11 protein-coding genes and 2 pseudogenes are annotated in these 15251 nt (G+C 40.8%); 4 read left to right on the top strand and 9 right to left on the bottom strand.

Translation table 11 applies throughout. The annotated features are described in order from the left end of the window. On the bottom strand, positions 1–397 hold a 397-nt coding region (locus tag F8S12_RS07690; RefSeq protein WP_196515721.1), incomplete at its 3' end, for a hypothetical protein. A gap of 123 nt (positions 398–520) precedes the next feature. Beyond that, positions 521–1351, bottom strand: coding sequence for a dienelactone hydrolase family protein (locus F8S12_RS07685; protein ID WP_196515724.1), 831 nt, complete (start codon positions 1349–1351; stop codon positions 521–523). A gap of 475 nt (positions 1352–1826) precedes the next feature. Between F8S12_RS07685 and F8S12_RS07680 the strand changes: the two genes are divergently transcribed. The 3 genes from F8S12_RS07680 (at position 1827) to F8S12_RS07670 (ending at position 3781) form a co-directional block, all read left to right on the top strand. Next, positions 1827–2363 carry a universal stress protein gene (locus F8S12_RS07680; RefSeq protein ID WP_196515720.1) on the top strand — a complete coding sequence of 179 codons (537 nt, stop codon included), beginning with the start codon at positions 1827–1829 and terminating at the stop codon, positions 2361–2363. 326 nt (positions 2364–2689) lie between these two features. Continuing rightward, positions 2690–3049: a DOPA 4,5-dioxygenase family protein gene (locus tag F8S12_RS07675; RefSeq protein ID WP_196515719.1), complete on the top strand. Its 360-nt coding sequence runs from the start codon at positions 2690–2692 to the stop codon at positions 3047–3049. A 99-nt stretch (positions 3050–3148) separates the two neighbouring features. Further along, on the top strand, positions 3149–3781 hold the full coding sequence (locus F8S12_RS07670) for a hypothetical protein (RefSeq protein WP_196515718.1): 633 nt from the start codon (positions 3149–3151) through the stop codon (positions 3779–3781). Positions 3782–4255: 474 nt separating this feature from the next. Here the strand turns inward: F8S12_RS07670 and F8S12_RS07665 are convergent, their stop codons facing one another. The 5 genes and pseudogenes from F8S12_RS07665 to F8S12_RS07645 form a co-directional block, all read right to left on the bottom strand. Further along, on the bottom strand, positions 4256–5146 hold the full coding sequence (locus F8S12_RS07665; protein WP_196515717.1) for a hypothetical protein: 891 nt from the start codon (positions 5144–5146) through the stop codon (positions 4256–4258). 242 nt (positions 5147–5388) lie between these two features. Next, positions 5389–6597 (bottom strand): annotated as a pseudogene (locus tag F8S12_RS07660) (flavin reductase); the annotation flags it as partial. A gap of 245 nt (positions 6598–6842) precedes the next feature. Next, positions 6843–7370 (bottom strand): annotated as a pseudogene (locus F8S12_RS07655) (flavin oxidoreductase); the annotation flags it as partial. Between the two features lie 109 nt (positions 7371–7479). Continuing rightward, positions 7480–7992: a phosphate-starvation-inducible PsiE family protein gene (locus F8S12_RS07650; protein WP_196515716.1), complete on the bottom strand. Its 513-nt coding sequence runs from the start codon at positions 7990–7992 to the stop codon at positions 7480–7482. Between the two features lie 130 nt (positions 7993–8122). Further along, complete coding sequence (locus F8S12_RS07645) at positions 8123–9853, bottom strand: diflavin flavoprotein (protein ID WP_196515715.1); 1731 nt, start codon at positions 9851–9853, stop codon at positions 8123–8125. Between the two features lie 213 nt (positions 9854–10066). Here F8S12_RS07645 and F8S12_RS07640 point away from each other — a divergent pair, with 213 nt between their 5' ends. Continuing rightward, a complete protein-coding gene (locus tag F8S12_RS07640; RefSeq protein WP_196515714.1) occupies positions 10067–11014 on the top strand; it encodes a 1-aminocyclopropane-1-carboxylate deaminase/D-cysteine desulfhydrase in 948 nt (315 codons plus the stop codon). A gap of 54 nt (positions 11015–11068) precedes the next feature. Here the strand turns inward: F8S12_RS07640 and F8S12_RS07635 are convergent, their stop codons facing one another. Together F8S12_RS07635 and F8S12_RS07630 are read right to left on the bottom strand one after the other, a co-directional pair. Further along, positions 11069–12364: a sensor histidine kinase gene (locus tag F8S12_RS07635; protein WP_196515713.1), complete on the bottom strand. Its 1296-nt coding sequence runs from the start codon at positions 12362–12364 to the stop codon at positions 11069–11071. Further along, positions 12361–14700 carry a hybrid sensor histidine kinase/response regulator gene (locus F8S12_RS07630; protein WP_331001367.1) on the bottom strand — a complete coding sequence of 780 codons (2340 nt, stop codon included), beginning with the start codon at positions 14698–14700 and terminating at the stop codon, positions 12361–12363. The genes F8S12_RS07635 and F8S12_RS07630 overlap by 4 nt, the downstream gene beginning before the upstream one ends. Positions 14701–15251: the final 551 nt, after the last annotated feature.

Genomic DNA, 15251 nt, shown 5'->3' with positions numbered 1-15251 from the left:
TGAGTGCTGAGTGCTGAGTTGTGAGTGCTGAGTGCTGAGTTGTGAGTGCTGAGTGCTGAGTTGTGAGTCTTGAGTGCTGAGTTGTGAGTCTTGAATGGTGAGTTGTGAGTCCTGAATGGTGAGTTGTGAGTCTTGAGTGCTGAGTTGCGAGTCTTGAATGGTGAGTTGCGAGTGCTGAGTGCTGAGTGCTGAGTTGTGAGTGCTGAGTGCTGAGTTGTGAGTGCTGAGTGCTGAGTTGTGAGTCTTGAGTGCTGAGTTGTGAGTCTTGAGTGCTGAGTTGTGAGTCTTGAATGGTGAGTTGTGAGTCCTGAATGGTGAGTTGTGAGTCTTGAGTGCTGAGTTGCGAGTCTTGAATGGTGAGTTGCGAGTGCTGAGTAAAGTAGAAAGTACTCAGCACTTTTAACTTGAGTGAGGAAGAGGCGATCGCTCTCTGGTATGCTTGTAGTCTTTCAACTCAGCACTCTTAACTCCTAACTCTTAACTCCTCACTCTTAACTCAGCACTCAGCACTCATCACTCCTCATACGCCCTGCTCCTTAAACCATGCCAAAAGACTTTTCCAACCTTCTTTGGCTTCTTTGTCGCGGTAGGAGGGACGATAATCGGCAAAAAATGCGTGGGGTGCATCGGGGTAGACGATGATCTCAGATTCGCTGCTGCTTTCCTTGAGGCGATCGCGCATCTGCTCTACTGTATCGAGGGGAATACCCGTATCTTTACCGCCGTAGAGTCCGAGAACGGGGACTTTTAGTTTTGATGCAATATCGACGGGAAACTTGGGCTGAAGTTCGGTAGCATCGCCTACTAGTCGCCCATACCAGGCTACACCTGCCTTAACTTTGGGATTGTGTGCTGCATATAACCAGGTAATGCGACCGCCCCAACAGAAGCCTGTAACTGCCAATTTGTTGGCATTACCTTTAGCCGATTTCACTGCCCAGTTTACCGTGGCATCGAGATCGGATAATACTTGAGCATCTGGCACTTTGGCGACAATTGGGCGAATTTCATCTATGTTGCTTAACTTCGTGACATCGCCTTGACGCACGAATAATTCGGGTGCGATCGCTAAGTACCCCAACTTGGCAAAGCGACGAGTGACATCCTGAATATGTTCGTGTACGCCAAAGATTTCCTGTAGCACTAAAACAATGGGAAAGTTACTACCAGTCGCGGGTACGGCTCTGTAGGCAGGAATTTCACCATCTTTAACAGGGATTTTTACTGCACCAGCTACCAATTTCTTGGCATCAGTGGTGATGACTTCGGCAGAAATGGGTTGTACTGCTACCGCAAAACCCGTTGCTAAGGTGGCAGTTGCGATAAATTTGCGGCGTGTTATTTCTTTCATCATCTCTACCTTAGATTGGCGAAAACTTGATTGTTGGTTATCCGTACAGCACTACAATGTGAATACTACGGGTTATTAATCAGTTTATCGTGATATTAGCTTTGTTTGCTACCTCAGTTTTTGCCTGCATACAAAGAGCGATCGCTACATAAACAATGACCTTTAATCAAAGTTTAAGCTGCCTTTAAGAATGAAATATCGTTGTTGCGCCTCAATTCAAATTTATTCATCAAAAAATCAGAAAGATTTGAACTAAGATGCGTACTACTTTCTTTTATGTCAAAGATAAATATTTCCTTTCTTCACAAGTTCCTCAAATTGTTTTGCTATAAACATAAATATGGGACGGAAACGTTTAAAGAATTTAAAATTCAAAAGTTGCTAAACATGGTTGAGGGATTTGTCATTTTTGACAATCCAGCATCTAGCAACCCGAAACCGTAAAGACCAATTACCAATAAAACCGGAGATATATATGTTTAAAAAAATTCTAGTTGCATTAGATCACTCACAAATAGGGCAACAGGTTTTTGAGCAAGCATTAGATTTAGCAAAGTTAACACAAGCTAACTTAATGCTGCTGCATGTCCTATCTCCAGAAGAAGAGGGCAGTCCTTACGTACCTACGTTTTCTAGTTTTAACTACTATCCAGGATTGAGCAGTCAAAGCTTCGAGTTATACCAAGAACAGTGGGAAACCTTTAAAAATAAAGGTATACAGATGTTGCAATTTTTCTGTACCCAAGCTAATACAGCAGGTGTAACTACAGAATTTACACAAAATATTGGTAATCCTGGCCGCATTGTTTGTGACTTAGCCCGTAGTTATAACGCTGATCTAATTGTTATGGGGCGTCGGGGTCGTTCTGGACTGACGGAACTATTTCTCGGTAGTGTGAGTAACTACGTCCTTCACCATGCTCATTGTTCAGTGCATGTTGTACATCTTTCAGTCATTCATAAAACAAATGAAATTGTCAAAGAAAGTACAAGCACTTTAAGCGTTAACTAACATTGCATAAATCATAGCGAACCAAATTCAGAAACTCTGCACTCTTGTGGGTTTCAATCTAATTCTTAATTATGAAGTCTGATTGGGAAACCTCCGATCAGGCTTTTTCGAGATAAGGTACATATAGACAACCAAAGAATGATCATATCGCCACAAACGATTCTTAACTGTACAGTATTCAGCTAAAATTGAGCGATCGTTTGTAGAGACGCGATTCATCGCGTCTTTATCCAAAGATGTGCTGCAATCATTAATTGAAATGGTACAAGAAATAAAAAGTCCGCTAGCCAAAATTAGAATTAAGAACGAAAGTGGATCTAGGAACCATGAAAGAAGATACTATCGAGATTACTGGTTTTCACGCTCATGTCTACTTCGATACCGCGAGTCAAGATGTAGCTGCGCGTGTACGTGAAGGATTGGGCGCTAGGTTTGAGGTGCAGCTTGGACGCTGGTTTGACAAGCCCATCGGGCCTCACCCAAAAGGGATGTATCAAGTTGCTTTTTTACCAAATCAGTTTGATAAAGTTGTCCCTTGGTTAATGCTCAATCGTGAGGGGTTGGATATTCTCGTCCACCCTGATACAGGGGATGTTGTGGCAGACCATGCGGTTCATTCCCTATGGTTAGGGAAAAAGCTAGATTTGAATATTGAGTTTCTTCGACAGATTAGAACTGTACCGTAGCAGTGCAAGAAGTAGCGTTGTTTACCGCCGTAGGCATCGCACCATTGATCTGTGTACACTGATTTAGTATGTAAAAACCCATAGGCACACCTAAACACCATGATGAAGAAAACCTTAAAGAAGTTAGTAGTTGCAAGCGTTAGTGCTGTTTTCAGCTTAGGCATTATAACCGATAGTACATTTAATCAAGCGATCGCTGTTAATTTAACAACGCAAGAATTTCAAGGAGATTTAATCTTAAATGATTCTCTTTATTATCAGGGGCCAGAAACAATTAGCTATTCTGGTTCTGTGAAATATTTAGATCCGAGTAATGGTGAAGCTTGTCCTGAAGGAATTTGCGTACCTGTAGAAAAGAATTGGTCTTTTAAGCTAAATGGAGATGAATTAAATTCATCCATATCATCTTTTACAGGTGTGGCAATCTTTGAATCTACACTTTCTTCCACCCCTGTAAAATGGTCTTTGAATTGGTTAAGAGATCCAACTGGCGATACTGGAAACTATACAGTTGAATGGCAACAAGGCACAGGAATAAGTCTTAGCAACTCTTATTTTAGAGGTTATTATTCATATCTTGATACTAACCCCCTTATTTCATATTCTAGTGTTTCAGTACAGGATACAAAGTCAATTCCAGAACCATCTCAATCAGTAATGGCTTTATTAGGTTTAGCTACTCTTAGCCTAGTTGCTGGTTTGAAAAGAAATAGTATTTCTCATAAGGTGTAAACATGGTTGCCTTTTGTTTTAAAATAGTTGTGTAAGTCTAAACAATGCTTTTAGAGATTGTCTCGTTCCCAGTCTGCAATTGGGAATGCCTAATTGGAGGCTCCGCCTCTTGGCTTGCAGCAGCAGCCCAATAAGCAGCATTTCCAACCAGAGGCCATTAGTGACAAGTTAAGGCAAAATTAGTTTTGTCAACAGTAATTAAGCTAGAAGTTAACTGAAATAATGAGTATCAAATTTAGCTTATTACTCTGGTTTGAGTACAAAGGCAAACGATGCTTTTAAATATGACGCGATCGCTAGCTTAAAAACGGTGTTTCTAAGCCCGATTTAGGACAATATTTTAAGCACAATTGCTTATTGACAAATAGTTTATAACCTTAACTTGTCACCAATGACCAGAGGCTAGAAACAAAGTTTTAAAGAAGTTTGGGCTTAAGTTCACACCAATAAAACTTAAGTCCCTACTACAAACAATCAATTTGCTAGCCAGAAAGCGACGTTACGCACATAGGTTTTGATATCTTCTAAGGCGCGTGGCTCTTTTTTCATACCATCTCCCGGTGCTTCATCTACAAAAGAGGGACAGCCTTTTTCAATATCCCAATTGTAATCTACTAGATGATGGAAACTGGAGTTAGCTACTGCTCGCCCTAATATATTCCCCTGTGCATCTTTGTAATGCTCAATCGCTACAACAAGATTGAAGTCACGACCTGTAACTAAACTTTTACCCAAGGCAATTACCCGCGTATTCTGATCACCCGGAGGCACGCCAATACCACCCTCGTGGGGATGTGTTGGGAAAAATTCAATACTTCCCGAAGGTGAATTGGGATTTTTTAAAAGTTCGTGTATGGGTTCAACAATGGTAATTTTTTGATAGTCGCCATTAGCTCCTGAATGATAATTTGGCCAGGAAATATAAGTTGTGTATGAATCATCTCGGCTCCAGCGAGATTCATCAGGATCGGGATTTTTCGTGTTGAAATAGTGGACATCGCCAATATCAATTAAACCGCACATACAACAGCCCATATCCTGATGATCGCGTGTTGTAAGAATACCGCCACCACGTTGCCGAAAAGCATTAATTCCAGCAATATCCTTTTGGGTTAAACCGTCACTTACCTCTAAGCCAAATAACCAAAGTTGATCAAAATCTGATTTGTCGAGACTACTTAAAACTACGTCACCACCGACTGCATCTGACTCGTAATCGCGTCCCCTAACTTCAAATAAAAAGTTTCCCGCTTCATCTTTAATCGAGGCTAAGTAATCTTGTAACATCGAGAAACGAAAAATGCTCCAGTCATCTTCAGTCGTAGGAATCGTAGTCTGCAAAAGAATACGAATTGGTTTTGCCATAACCTCTACCAGAGCAACACTATAATTAAGTATAGCGATCGCTCTGCCCAAATGCTTTAATAATGCCTTAACATCTCTCCTAAGGATGAAAGTAACTTACAACTGTAGATATAGGACTATGATTTGATTTTTGAAAAAACTCCGTACAGATCAAAGAGCATTCTTTCCCGTTGCCTCTTGCCTCTTGCCTCTTGCCTGCCTACCCAGATTGGTAGTACAGATATGATACCATACTGATAGTGTTAATAATAGCTACCAGATTTACGATGTTCCATCGCAGTTATGCCATCATTTTCTAAAACTTTTCCCTGATCTATGACGGCATAAATCAACCATCTATTACCACATTCGATCTGATTTTGTACCGTACATTCTAAATAGGCTAATGCTTCATCTAGAATCAGACAACCATTAAGAGCAGTTTGTGTGGCAAGGCTGGCAAAGGGATTATCTCCTAAAGTGCTATGACGAGAAAAATAGCGTCGTACATTTCTTCCTTCTTTGAGGATATTCAATACAAATTGATCACCAGGATGATGCATTAACTCTGCATTTTGCTCTTGGGCGATCGCAATCATAATTCCTGGTGGGTTAAAAGTTGCTTGAGATACCCAAGAAGTTAAAACGCCTTTGTGAGTTTCTTCATCACGAGTTGTCACAACACACAAAGAACCAATGATCCGGCCTACGGCTTGTTCAGTACGATCTACATGGGTTTCTGTCACAACTTGGCGGGAAGTACGCAGTTTTTTAGTTTTCTTCAAGTTTTGAGCAAAGTAAGCACCTGCTTCTTGACACTGCTGGAGAATTTCAGGAGTAGGACTAAAACGCACCCGAATTGTTTCAAATCCTAGCTGATAATTAGCATCTTTGAGCTTGGTTTCTATCAAATCAATTGCCTCTCCACTCCAACCATAGGAACCAAACACCCCTGCTAACTTAGTTTTAGCCGCCACCGAGAGAACTATTCCTAAAGCAGTTTGAATTTGAGTCGGTGCATGTCCGCCTAGAGTGGGTGAACCGATAATCAAGCCATCACAAGTTTCTACAATGCGGGTAATCTCCGCAGAATCGGCTAGTTCACAGTTAATCGATTCTACATTAACTCCATTTTGGATCAAACCTTGAGCGATCGCATTCGCCAGAATTGCTGTATTTCCATAAGCAGAAGCATAGAGCAAAGCAACACTCAATTCTTGAGATTTTTGCCCTTGACACCATTGACGGTAATCATAAGTAAAACGGCTGAGGCTGTAACGGACAACCGGGCCGTGTGCTGGGGCATAACATCTGGCTCCCAAAAGAGACAGTTTATCTAAGGCCACTTCAACTTGTTTGGCTTGGGGCGCATGGAGACATTCAAAATAGTAACGACGTTCCGCATCTAATCCCTTCCAATCTTCATCAAACAAGGTATCTTCACAAATATGAGCACCAAAAAGTTTATCTGTGCAATACCTTTGCCAAAATAAGAGCCAACAAAAATTTGGGCAAAAATGGCAAAATGACCCATACATAAGCGTTTAGCTTATAAGGTAGCTTGGAATATCAAACCCTTGATACTACGGACAATACGTTAAAAAACCTTGTGGGAAACCTTGAAGGAATTTTTAGGACTTATTGTTTTTGCCAAGCCTCAGAGAAAAGGGAGTTCAGATATCAACTCACCCTCGTAAATTGGCAAAGGTATTGCTGTGTAGAGAATTTTTGTTGCAGCATCATAAGTACAAAGCCCATCTGCCCACCGGGGGGTTGGTACGGTGATAAATGATAGAAGATGTCCTTGTCCTAAATCTAGAGTATCTCCCGATCGCACCGCTTGAATACGTGATTCCCATTCGGGAAAGGCGGTTTTTAGAGCATTGGCGGCGGGGCGGGAACAAATTAGATTGACTTGAGGAACTTGAGAGAGCAATACTTGCAAGGTAGCTCTACGGTTTGGGTTAACATGACCGAGAACAATGTAATCTAGGGTGGTGAAATCTAGATGTTGCGCTAGTTGCTGAAGGTAAATTTCGGTAAAGGATTCACCAGGAGGATCAATTAAGGTCTTTTTATCAGCTTGAATCAGATAAGAATTCGCTGTAGTTCCTTTTTGGCGGGAGTACTCAACCTCAAATTTTAATCGTTCCCAAGTCCGCGATCGCAAAATCAGAGTATTTTTACCAATTTCAGCAACCTGCACATCTCTAGGATGGCTGGTGGTTAAAGTTTTTGCAGACATAATAACCTCTCTTAATACTAGACATCTCCAGAAATTAAATATGCGTTATCTATAACCTTTGTAGAGACATAGCACTTCTACGTCTCTATATTCTTTTTCACTCCTATGTCTAATGACCATTAGTTTGTATTAATTCAGACTTAGCTCGGCTTTTATAGCGTTTAGATACTTCTTGTTCAGGATCGATACCTTCAAAAGTAGGGGGTAGCCAAACTCTCAGGAACAGTAGTATTCCCAGCACTAATAAAAAGGCGCAAGTTGCCAAAACTTGACTCCAACTTGTTTCTAGAACACCTTTAACAATGACTTCTCGCAAGGCGGAAACAATAGAAACTTCAACAGCTACCCCAATAGATACTCGGTGTTCCTGTAGGTAAATAATCAGCAGTCGGAATAACTCAACTAAGATAAGTAAAAAGAGAATATCGGCAGTAACAGCATGAAAATGTAGGGGTGGAAGTAAGGAGAGAAACATATCTCTCACTTGAAGCACCATGAAGCTAAATAAACCGATACACAAACAAATCACAATCAAATCTTGAATAAATTCCAAGGTTCGCACGACGCGTCCCCGATTGATTTCGTACATGGTAATTGGGGTATTTTCAGCAGATTTATACATAGTTTTTTGGGAGACGCGATTCATCGCGTCTGTACAAGATGTGGGTAGAGACGCAATTCATCGCGTCTGTAGGAAGCAGGGAAAATAATGACCAATGACCAATGACCAATGACCAATGACCAATGACTAATTAGTAATGATTGCCAATTTTGCGGTGATGGGCAGCAGTAAGTGCATGTAAATTAGCAACTCTTCCCGTTTGGACTGTACTATAAATTACCCAATGATCTCCACAATCCATACGGCTAGTAATTTCACATTCCATATAAGCTAAAGCTTCAGCTAAAACGGGCGATTCATTAGTGGCTGGATATGTTTTAACTCCAGCAAAGCGATCTGCACCAGGAGCAAAACGTTTGAGGAAATGTTTCATTAATCCTTGATATTTGCCTTCTTCTAAAACATTTAAAACAAAGCGATCGCCAACGTGCATCAATGCTTCAATTGCCCGATCTTTGGATACTGCGATCGCCACTCCTAAAGGCTCAAGACTCGCTTGTGTTACCCACGAAGCCAGCATCGCACTCTGAATTTCTCCTTTTTTGGCAGTGATAATATACAATCCTGTGGTAATACGTCCTAGAGCTTTTTCTAGCTCGGTATTGATGGATTTGATCTGCTTAATGGTACGATCGCGCGTTAACCATTGACCTATATCTGTCCCCGCTTCATCACAAAGTTGTTCCGTTGCTTGGGTTGGAGTTTCCTTAATTAAAATAGGTGGAAAAGCTTCAATTAATCCCAGTTCTTGAAACTTATTACGTAAAGGATAAATGGGTTCATCTTCTCCACCTCCCGACTCTAATAAACCAATTGCCTGTTTCTTGTGAACAGCAGCTAAAATGATACTTAAACCAGCTTGAGCCATCACCGAAGATTGGGCTGGCATTCCAATTACTAAACCAGAAGCTTGTGCAACTAATTCTCGAACTTCTTGAGGCTCGGCACTATTAAGAGCTACTAATTCTACTACCACGCCTGTTTTCGCGCATCCATCTGCTATGGCGCGGACTAAATGTTCGCTATAGCCGTAATCTTCAACATAAAATACAGCCACTAATGTCTCTGTTTTTGCTTGTTCTAAACTCCAGTTTTGATACCGTCCAAGCCATTCGGAAATATAGTGTTGTAACAAAGGTCTATGTCCTGTAGCAACTGTTCCTATTTCTAAATTTTCAATCCGCTTTAAAGCCGTCAAAACAGATCGGGCATTGGGTCCCATGAGACAGTCATAGTAATATTTAAAATCCTCCTCTATTAAGGTAATATTCTCATCATAGGTGTGGTCATCACAATAGTGCATCCCAAACACATCACAGGTGTAGAGAGTGCAAGTTTTCTGGTCATAAGTCAAGATTGTGTCAGGCCAATGTAAGTTAGGCGCAGAGATAAATTCTAATTTGTGTCCGTCGCCTAAATCTAATAGCTCTCCACTTTTCACCTGCATTGATTTAAAAGGCTGGTGAACCATATTTTCTAAAAATTGAATAGCTACTTTAGCACCGACAACAGTAATAGAGGGAGCTAATTGTAAAATATTTTTCACTAAGCCACTGTGGTCGGGTTCTGTGTGGCTAATAATCAAGTAATCTATTTTAGTCGGATCAATTAAGCCGATCAGTATCTCAAGATATAGCTCCTCAAACTTGCGGTGAGATGTGTCAACTAAGGCAACTTTTTCCCCCTGAATTAAGAAAGAATTATAAGTCGTCCCATTCCGTAAACCAAACTCAATGTCAAAACGCTCTCTATCCCAGTCGAGACAACGGATAGCAGTGGTTTGAGAAGCAATTTCAACAGTTTCAACCGTCAAACGTCCGGGATTGGGAATAACTTGAGTAAGCTGTGTGAGTGCAACCATAAGTTTTCTCCAAAATATCTGGAGCGAGTGTTCTGTTTCCTATATTTACCTGAAATACTCAATTAGTAAAATGCCAATTTCTAAAGCTAACCATCAGAAAGATTTATTGTTTATTTCGATTGACTTACCATTGAATTACTCAATGTTTATCATTACTTTTATATTCAATAATGAACGTGAGAGAATGTAAATTCTAAGTTAGACTGTTAAGAGATGTCGTTAATTTTTCTTCCTCCTTTACAAAAAATCAACAGCGAAATCGCCCGTAACGCTGGTGTTGAGTTGTATGTGCTACGGCTCGATCTTATGCACCCGTGGGTTAATGGCAATAAGTGGTTTAAGTTGAAGTACAACCTTTTAGAAGCCAAGGAGAAGAATTTCAGGACGCTGCTCACCTTTGGCGGTGCTTATTCAAATCACATCTATGCAACCGCCGCAGCTGGTAATCTTTTTGGATTTGGTACCATTGGGGTAATTCGTGGAGAGGAAAGGCTACCTCTGAATCCTACGTTGAATTTCGCTGTACAGCAGGGTATGCAGCTTGTTTACCTAAACCGCGAAATGTATCGACAGCGCAACACAGCAGCGCTACATGAATATCTGCAACAACGTTTCGGCGAAGTTTTTATCATTCCTGAAGGCGGTAGTAATTTAAATGGTGTGCGCGGTTGCACAGAGATAGTTAGTAAAGCGATGCCTACGGCTGGCTACGCCTACGCATTTGATCATATATGCGTTGCTTGCGGTACGGCTACCACACTGGCTGGTATTGCCCTTTCGTTGCATCAAAAGCAAAGAGCGATCGCTTTTCCCGTCCTGAAAAATGGGGCTTTTCTTGCACAAGAAATCAAAAGTTTGTTGACAAATTACCTCGCCTCTGGTTTACCGGCACCATATAGCTCTCCGGCTGACTGGGAATTAGTGTGTGATTACCACTTTGGCGGCTATGCAAAGGTGAACGATGAGTTGCTACTGTTCAACCAACAGTTCACACAGCAACATGGCGTACCCCTTGATTACGTATATACCGCCAAAATGTTTTACGGAGTGATGGATTTACTAAAGCAGGGATTTTTTTGTAAAGGCGATTCCTTATTGCTGGTACACACAGGAGGCTTACAGGGCAACGTTGGTATAGAGGAGCGATGTATTGAAATCTAAAACTCCTTATCTTCTCTGCGTCTTTGCGCGACACCAGGTGCTGTAGATTCTAATTTATCGGATAGGTAATTCAATCACAAACTCTGTACCCTCACCTTGTGTTGAATGGTAAGTTAACTTGCCGTGATGATTATTAACTACAATTTGGTAAGCAATAGATAAACCTAGACCTGTTCCTTTACCGATGGTTTTTGTGGTGTAGAAAGCATCGAATATTTTTGTCCTGTCTGCTTCGCTGATTCCTGAGGCATTGTCTACAATTCGGAGAATAACTCGTTCTCCAATTGACTCAGTTTCAATCCGAATCAAACCAGAATATTTATAATTTTCCTCAAATTCTTGATTATTTTGGGTTTCTTCAATTGCATCGATTGCATTGCAAATCAAATTCATCAAGACCTGATTTATTTCGCCTGGATAGCACTCAATAAGTGGCAATTTTCCATATTCTTTAATTAGTTGGATTGTCGGACGATGAGCATTTGATTTAAGTCGATGACCGAGAATGAGTAGAGTACTTTCTAGACCTTCATGCAGGTTAGCCAGTTTCTTGCCTACTTCTCTGGAGCGAGAGAACTTATTTAACGATGACACAACTTCTGTAACGCGATCTGTACCAACTCTCATGGATTTAATAATTTTAGATAAATCATTTAACAAAAAGCTGATATCTTTTGTTTTAATAGCATTTTGAATTTCAACAGGTGGGTCAGGCAGATATTTTTGATATAGCTTGAGTAAATCAACAACCTCCTGAACATACTGCTCCACAAAATTTAAGTTGCCAGCTATAAAATTGACAGGATTATTCACCTCATGGGCAATTCCTGCTGTCAGATGGCCTAAGGCTGCTACCTTCTCCGCTTGAATCAGTTGGGTTTGAGCCTGTTGTAATTCAGCATTTTTGACAATCAAAGTTTTCGTTAAAGTTCTCAGTTTCAGTTGTTGCTCTATTCGCACCAAGACCTCTTCATACTGAAAAGGTTTGGTAATGTAGTCTACGGCTCCTAATTGCAATCCTTTAACTTTATTAGCAGTATCTGAAAGAGCAGTCATAAAAATAATTGGAATATCTTGAATCCGAGGATTACTTTTTAGGTGTTTACAAGTTTCAAACCCATCTATACCCGGCATCATCACATCAAGTAATATCAAATCAGGTAAATGATCATCGTCTAATTTTTGAATGGCTTTTTCACCACTACGAGTTGCCCAAACTTCAAAGCTAGACTGATCCAAAAAGCTCGATAAAACTTGTAAGTTAGCAGGGTTATCGTCAACGACTAAAATAATTCCTCTGCCAGGATCGCAATTCAGGAAACTTTTTTGGTCGTGTATTGTCTCTGTCATACTGTTTTTACCTCATATTGAGTCAATAAGTTGAGGATTAACTCTTCGTCAAACTGCCTTGCGAGTTGCCGCAATTGGTTAGCAAATGGAGCGAGATTTATGTCTGTTTCCTCTAGCTGATCGGCTAATTTGAGAATGGCATTGAAGTTACCTTTCTTGGCTAAGATCAGCAGTTCCCGCAATACATCGGGGGAAGGAGGAGTCAATTTATCTGATGGACTATCACGTGTCATAGCTGAAAAGTTAATTCTTTGTTCCTCAGACTGAGACTGCTGGTAAATCCATGCCAAACCTAAGTTGAACTCTAATTGATCCAGTAATTCATCTGCTTGTACAGGTTTGTTTAAAAAGGTGTCACCTCCTGCTTCCAGACTGCGATTTTGGTCAGTTTCAAAGACACTAGCGGAAGAGACAATAATCTTGACATCTGCGATATCTGGGGTATGACGCAGGTGTTGAATCAATTCAAACCCATCCATTTCTGGCATGAACAAATCTGTAATCACCAGGTCTGGTTTAAGGGCGATCGCTTTTTCTAAACCTTCTTTAGCGTTGGTAGCTTCAACCACATTAAAACCCAGTGGTTGCAGTAAGTTTGTAATTACTGTACGATTCTCCCAGCGATCGTCTACCATCAGGATGGTACGTGGGCTACCCTCAAAGCCAATGATTTGTTTTTTTAATGCAGCCATACCAGACTGCATCCATTCGCTGGCCTCGGCGATCGCAATCTCAAACCAGAAAGTACTACCCTCACCGATCTGACTCTTAACATGGATATCGCTATCCATCATCTGCACCAACTGCCGAGTAATAGCTAAACCCAGCCCTGTCCCTTCGGTCTGACGTTTTTTCTCACCTACTTGTTCAAATGGCAAAAAAATCTTGTCCAACTCCCTTGGAGTTATGCCAATTCCCGTATCTTCTACACTCAAACGAATCCGATATTTCACCGTCTCCCCATCACCAGGAAGTTGATCGATTACCTCAATCTTGAAAGTAACTTTACCCTCATCCGTAAATTTGATGGCGTTCCCCAGCAGATTCAAGAGAACCTGACGTAATCTTTTGACATCGACATGAACCCCAGTCGGCAAGTTGCTCGCGGGTTCATAGACAAACAAAATGCCTTTTTGTTCTGCTCGAATCTGGCAAATTTCCCCGATTCCCTGTAAAAAAGACGGGAAATGCACATCATGAGGATGTAGTTCCAGTTTTCGGGCTTCAATTTTAGAAAGATCCAAAATGTCATTGATTAAAGTCAGCAGATGAGAGCCACACTGTTCAATGATGTTTACATGATATTGCTGTGGCTCTGACAAATTTTTGGAACGCAGCAAAATTTGAGCGCAACCCAAAATACCATTCAAGGGCGTTCGCAGTTCATGGCTCATGTTGGCTAAAAATTCGCTCTTAGCGTGGTTTGCAGTATCAGCCGCCGCTTTCGACTTTTTCAGTTGAGCCTGTTCAAACGCCTGCACCCTCGACAAGACAGTGATCATCGTAACTGTTAGTCCGCCCACAATTAGGGCGATAAAATCAAGGAATTGCAGTCGAGATTCAATACTTTGGCGCGGAATCACCAGAGCCACAGACCAATTAGCTTCTCGCAACGGTACATAAGCAATATACTTTTTAGTGCCGTCAATTTCCATCAACTGAATTCCCTGTTGTTTATTTACCATCCGTTGCGCGATCGCATTTAAATTGCGATCTGGAATTTTCAGCAAGCTAGGTGCAGGTTTTTCTAGCGTTGACATTAAAGTTGAGTTGGGATGGACGATCGCTTCTCCTTGAGAATTCAGAGCAAATGCATAGCTGTTCTTGTCGTAGCGCAGCGAGTTAACAACTTTAGCAACATGATCGACCTTAACGTTGCCCTGAAAGACACCAATTGGTGAACGACTCTTAGAAGAATTTGACCATATTGGGGTAGCGATCGCAATTAAAGAAATGCCTGTGGAACGGCTGATGAAGGGATCAGAAATGTTGCTTTTTCCGGCTAGTGCTTTTTGAAAGTAGTCTCGATCCTTAATATTCTTATTTGACCGACCAATCTTAGTATTAAAATACGAACCATCGGGGGTAGTTATTTGGAAAATGAAAAATTCATTGATCCGGTTAACTTCTGACTTTAAATAGGGTTCTGCTACAGACCAGTCTAAAGAGCGTACAGTTGAAGTCTGAGCAAGGGTTTGCACCTCCACTTTGCGAACATGCAACCACTCCTCAATTTCATCAACTCCTCTTTGTACCTCTAAAAAAGCTCTTCCTCTCAACTCTTCTAGCGTTATTTTCCGAGCAGCTTCATAGCTAAAATAAGCAGAAATACTCACAATAAGAGTAGTGCCGCCGAGAAGAAATCGGAGCAGCAAATTGTGCGAGAAATGCATTTTGGTATCAGATGGGCTGAAGTTGGCTCTTATCAAATGTTTTTCCTTTAACAATTGGTTTGCCAAACAGGAAAAAGGGCTATATTTAGATTGCCCAAAAAATTATTGATAATTACAGCCTTGATTGTTACCTATAGCAAAATAATCAATATATTTATATAGGAATCAGATTTAATTTTAAAAAAAGACTACGAGAGAATCCGTAGAAGGAAATCCAATAAGTTTGGTTAAGCCAAAAACCACATAGACTAAGGGTTATCACCCAAATGTACTGAGATTGAATGCAACTTAAAGAATTCTCACTGATTTTGCTGTAGTTGAATCAGATACAGTATTAGGACTTACGCAAAACTACACCCTGTAGGGGCAATTCATGAATTGCCCCTACCTGAAAATCAAGGTTTCGGCTATTGTTTGCGTAAGTCCTGAGTATTCAAAGCGTTAGAAACAGCTAGATTTTCTAAAATCTGATTTGCCACTTAATTAAATATCAG

The organism is Nostoc sp. WHI (genome assembly GCF_015714725.1).
GTDB lineage: Bacteria > Cyanobacteriota > Cyanobacteriia > Cyanobacteriales > Nostocaceae > Nostoc.
This window is presented reverse-complemented; position numbering and strand designations above follow the sequence as displayed.

What these genes read in the sequence shown, in the direction of transcription:
- F8S12_RS07685 (WP_196515724.1), bottom strand. Translation starts at nt 1,351, where the DNA reads ATGAAAGAAATAACACGCCGCAAATTTATCGCAACTGCCACCTTAGCA.
- F8S12_RS07680 (WP_196515720.1), top strand. Translation starts at nt 1,827, where the DNA reads ATGTTTAAAAAAATTCTAGTTGCATTAGATCACTCACAAATAGGGCAA.
- F8S12_RS07675 (WP_196515719.1), top strand. Translation starts at nt 2,690, where the DNA reads ATGAAAGAAGATACTATCGAGATTACTGGTTTTCACGCTCATGTCTAC.
- F8S12_RS07670 (WP_196515718.1), top strand. Translation starts at nt 3,149, where the DNA reads ATGATGAAGAAAACCTTAAAGAAGTTAGTAGTTGCAAGCGTTAGTGCT.
- F8S12_RS07665 (WP_196515717.1), bottom strand. Translation starts at nt 5,146, where the DNA reads ATGGCAAAACCAATTCGTATTCTTTTGCAGACTACGATTCCTACGACT.
- F8S12_RS07650 (WP_196515716.1), bottom strand. Translation starts at nt 7,992, where the DNA reads ATGTATAAATCTGCTGAAAATACCCCAATTACCATGTACGAAATCAAT.
- F8S12_RS07645 (WP_196515715.1), bottom strand. Translation starts at nt 9,853, where the DNA reads ATGGTTGCACTCACACAGCTTACTCAAGTTATTCCCAATCCCGGACGT.
- F8S12_RS07640 (WP_196515714.1), top strand. Translation starts at nt 10,067, where the DNA reads ATGTCGTTAATTTTTCTTCCTCCTTTACAAAAAATCAACAGCGAAATC.
- F8S12_RS07635 (WP_196515713.1), bottom strand. Translation starts at nt 12,364, where the DNA reads ATGACAGAGACAATACACGACCAAAAAAGTTTCCTGAATTGCGATCCT.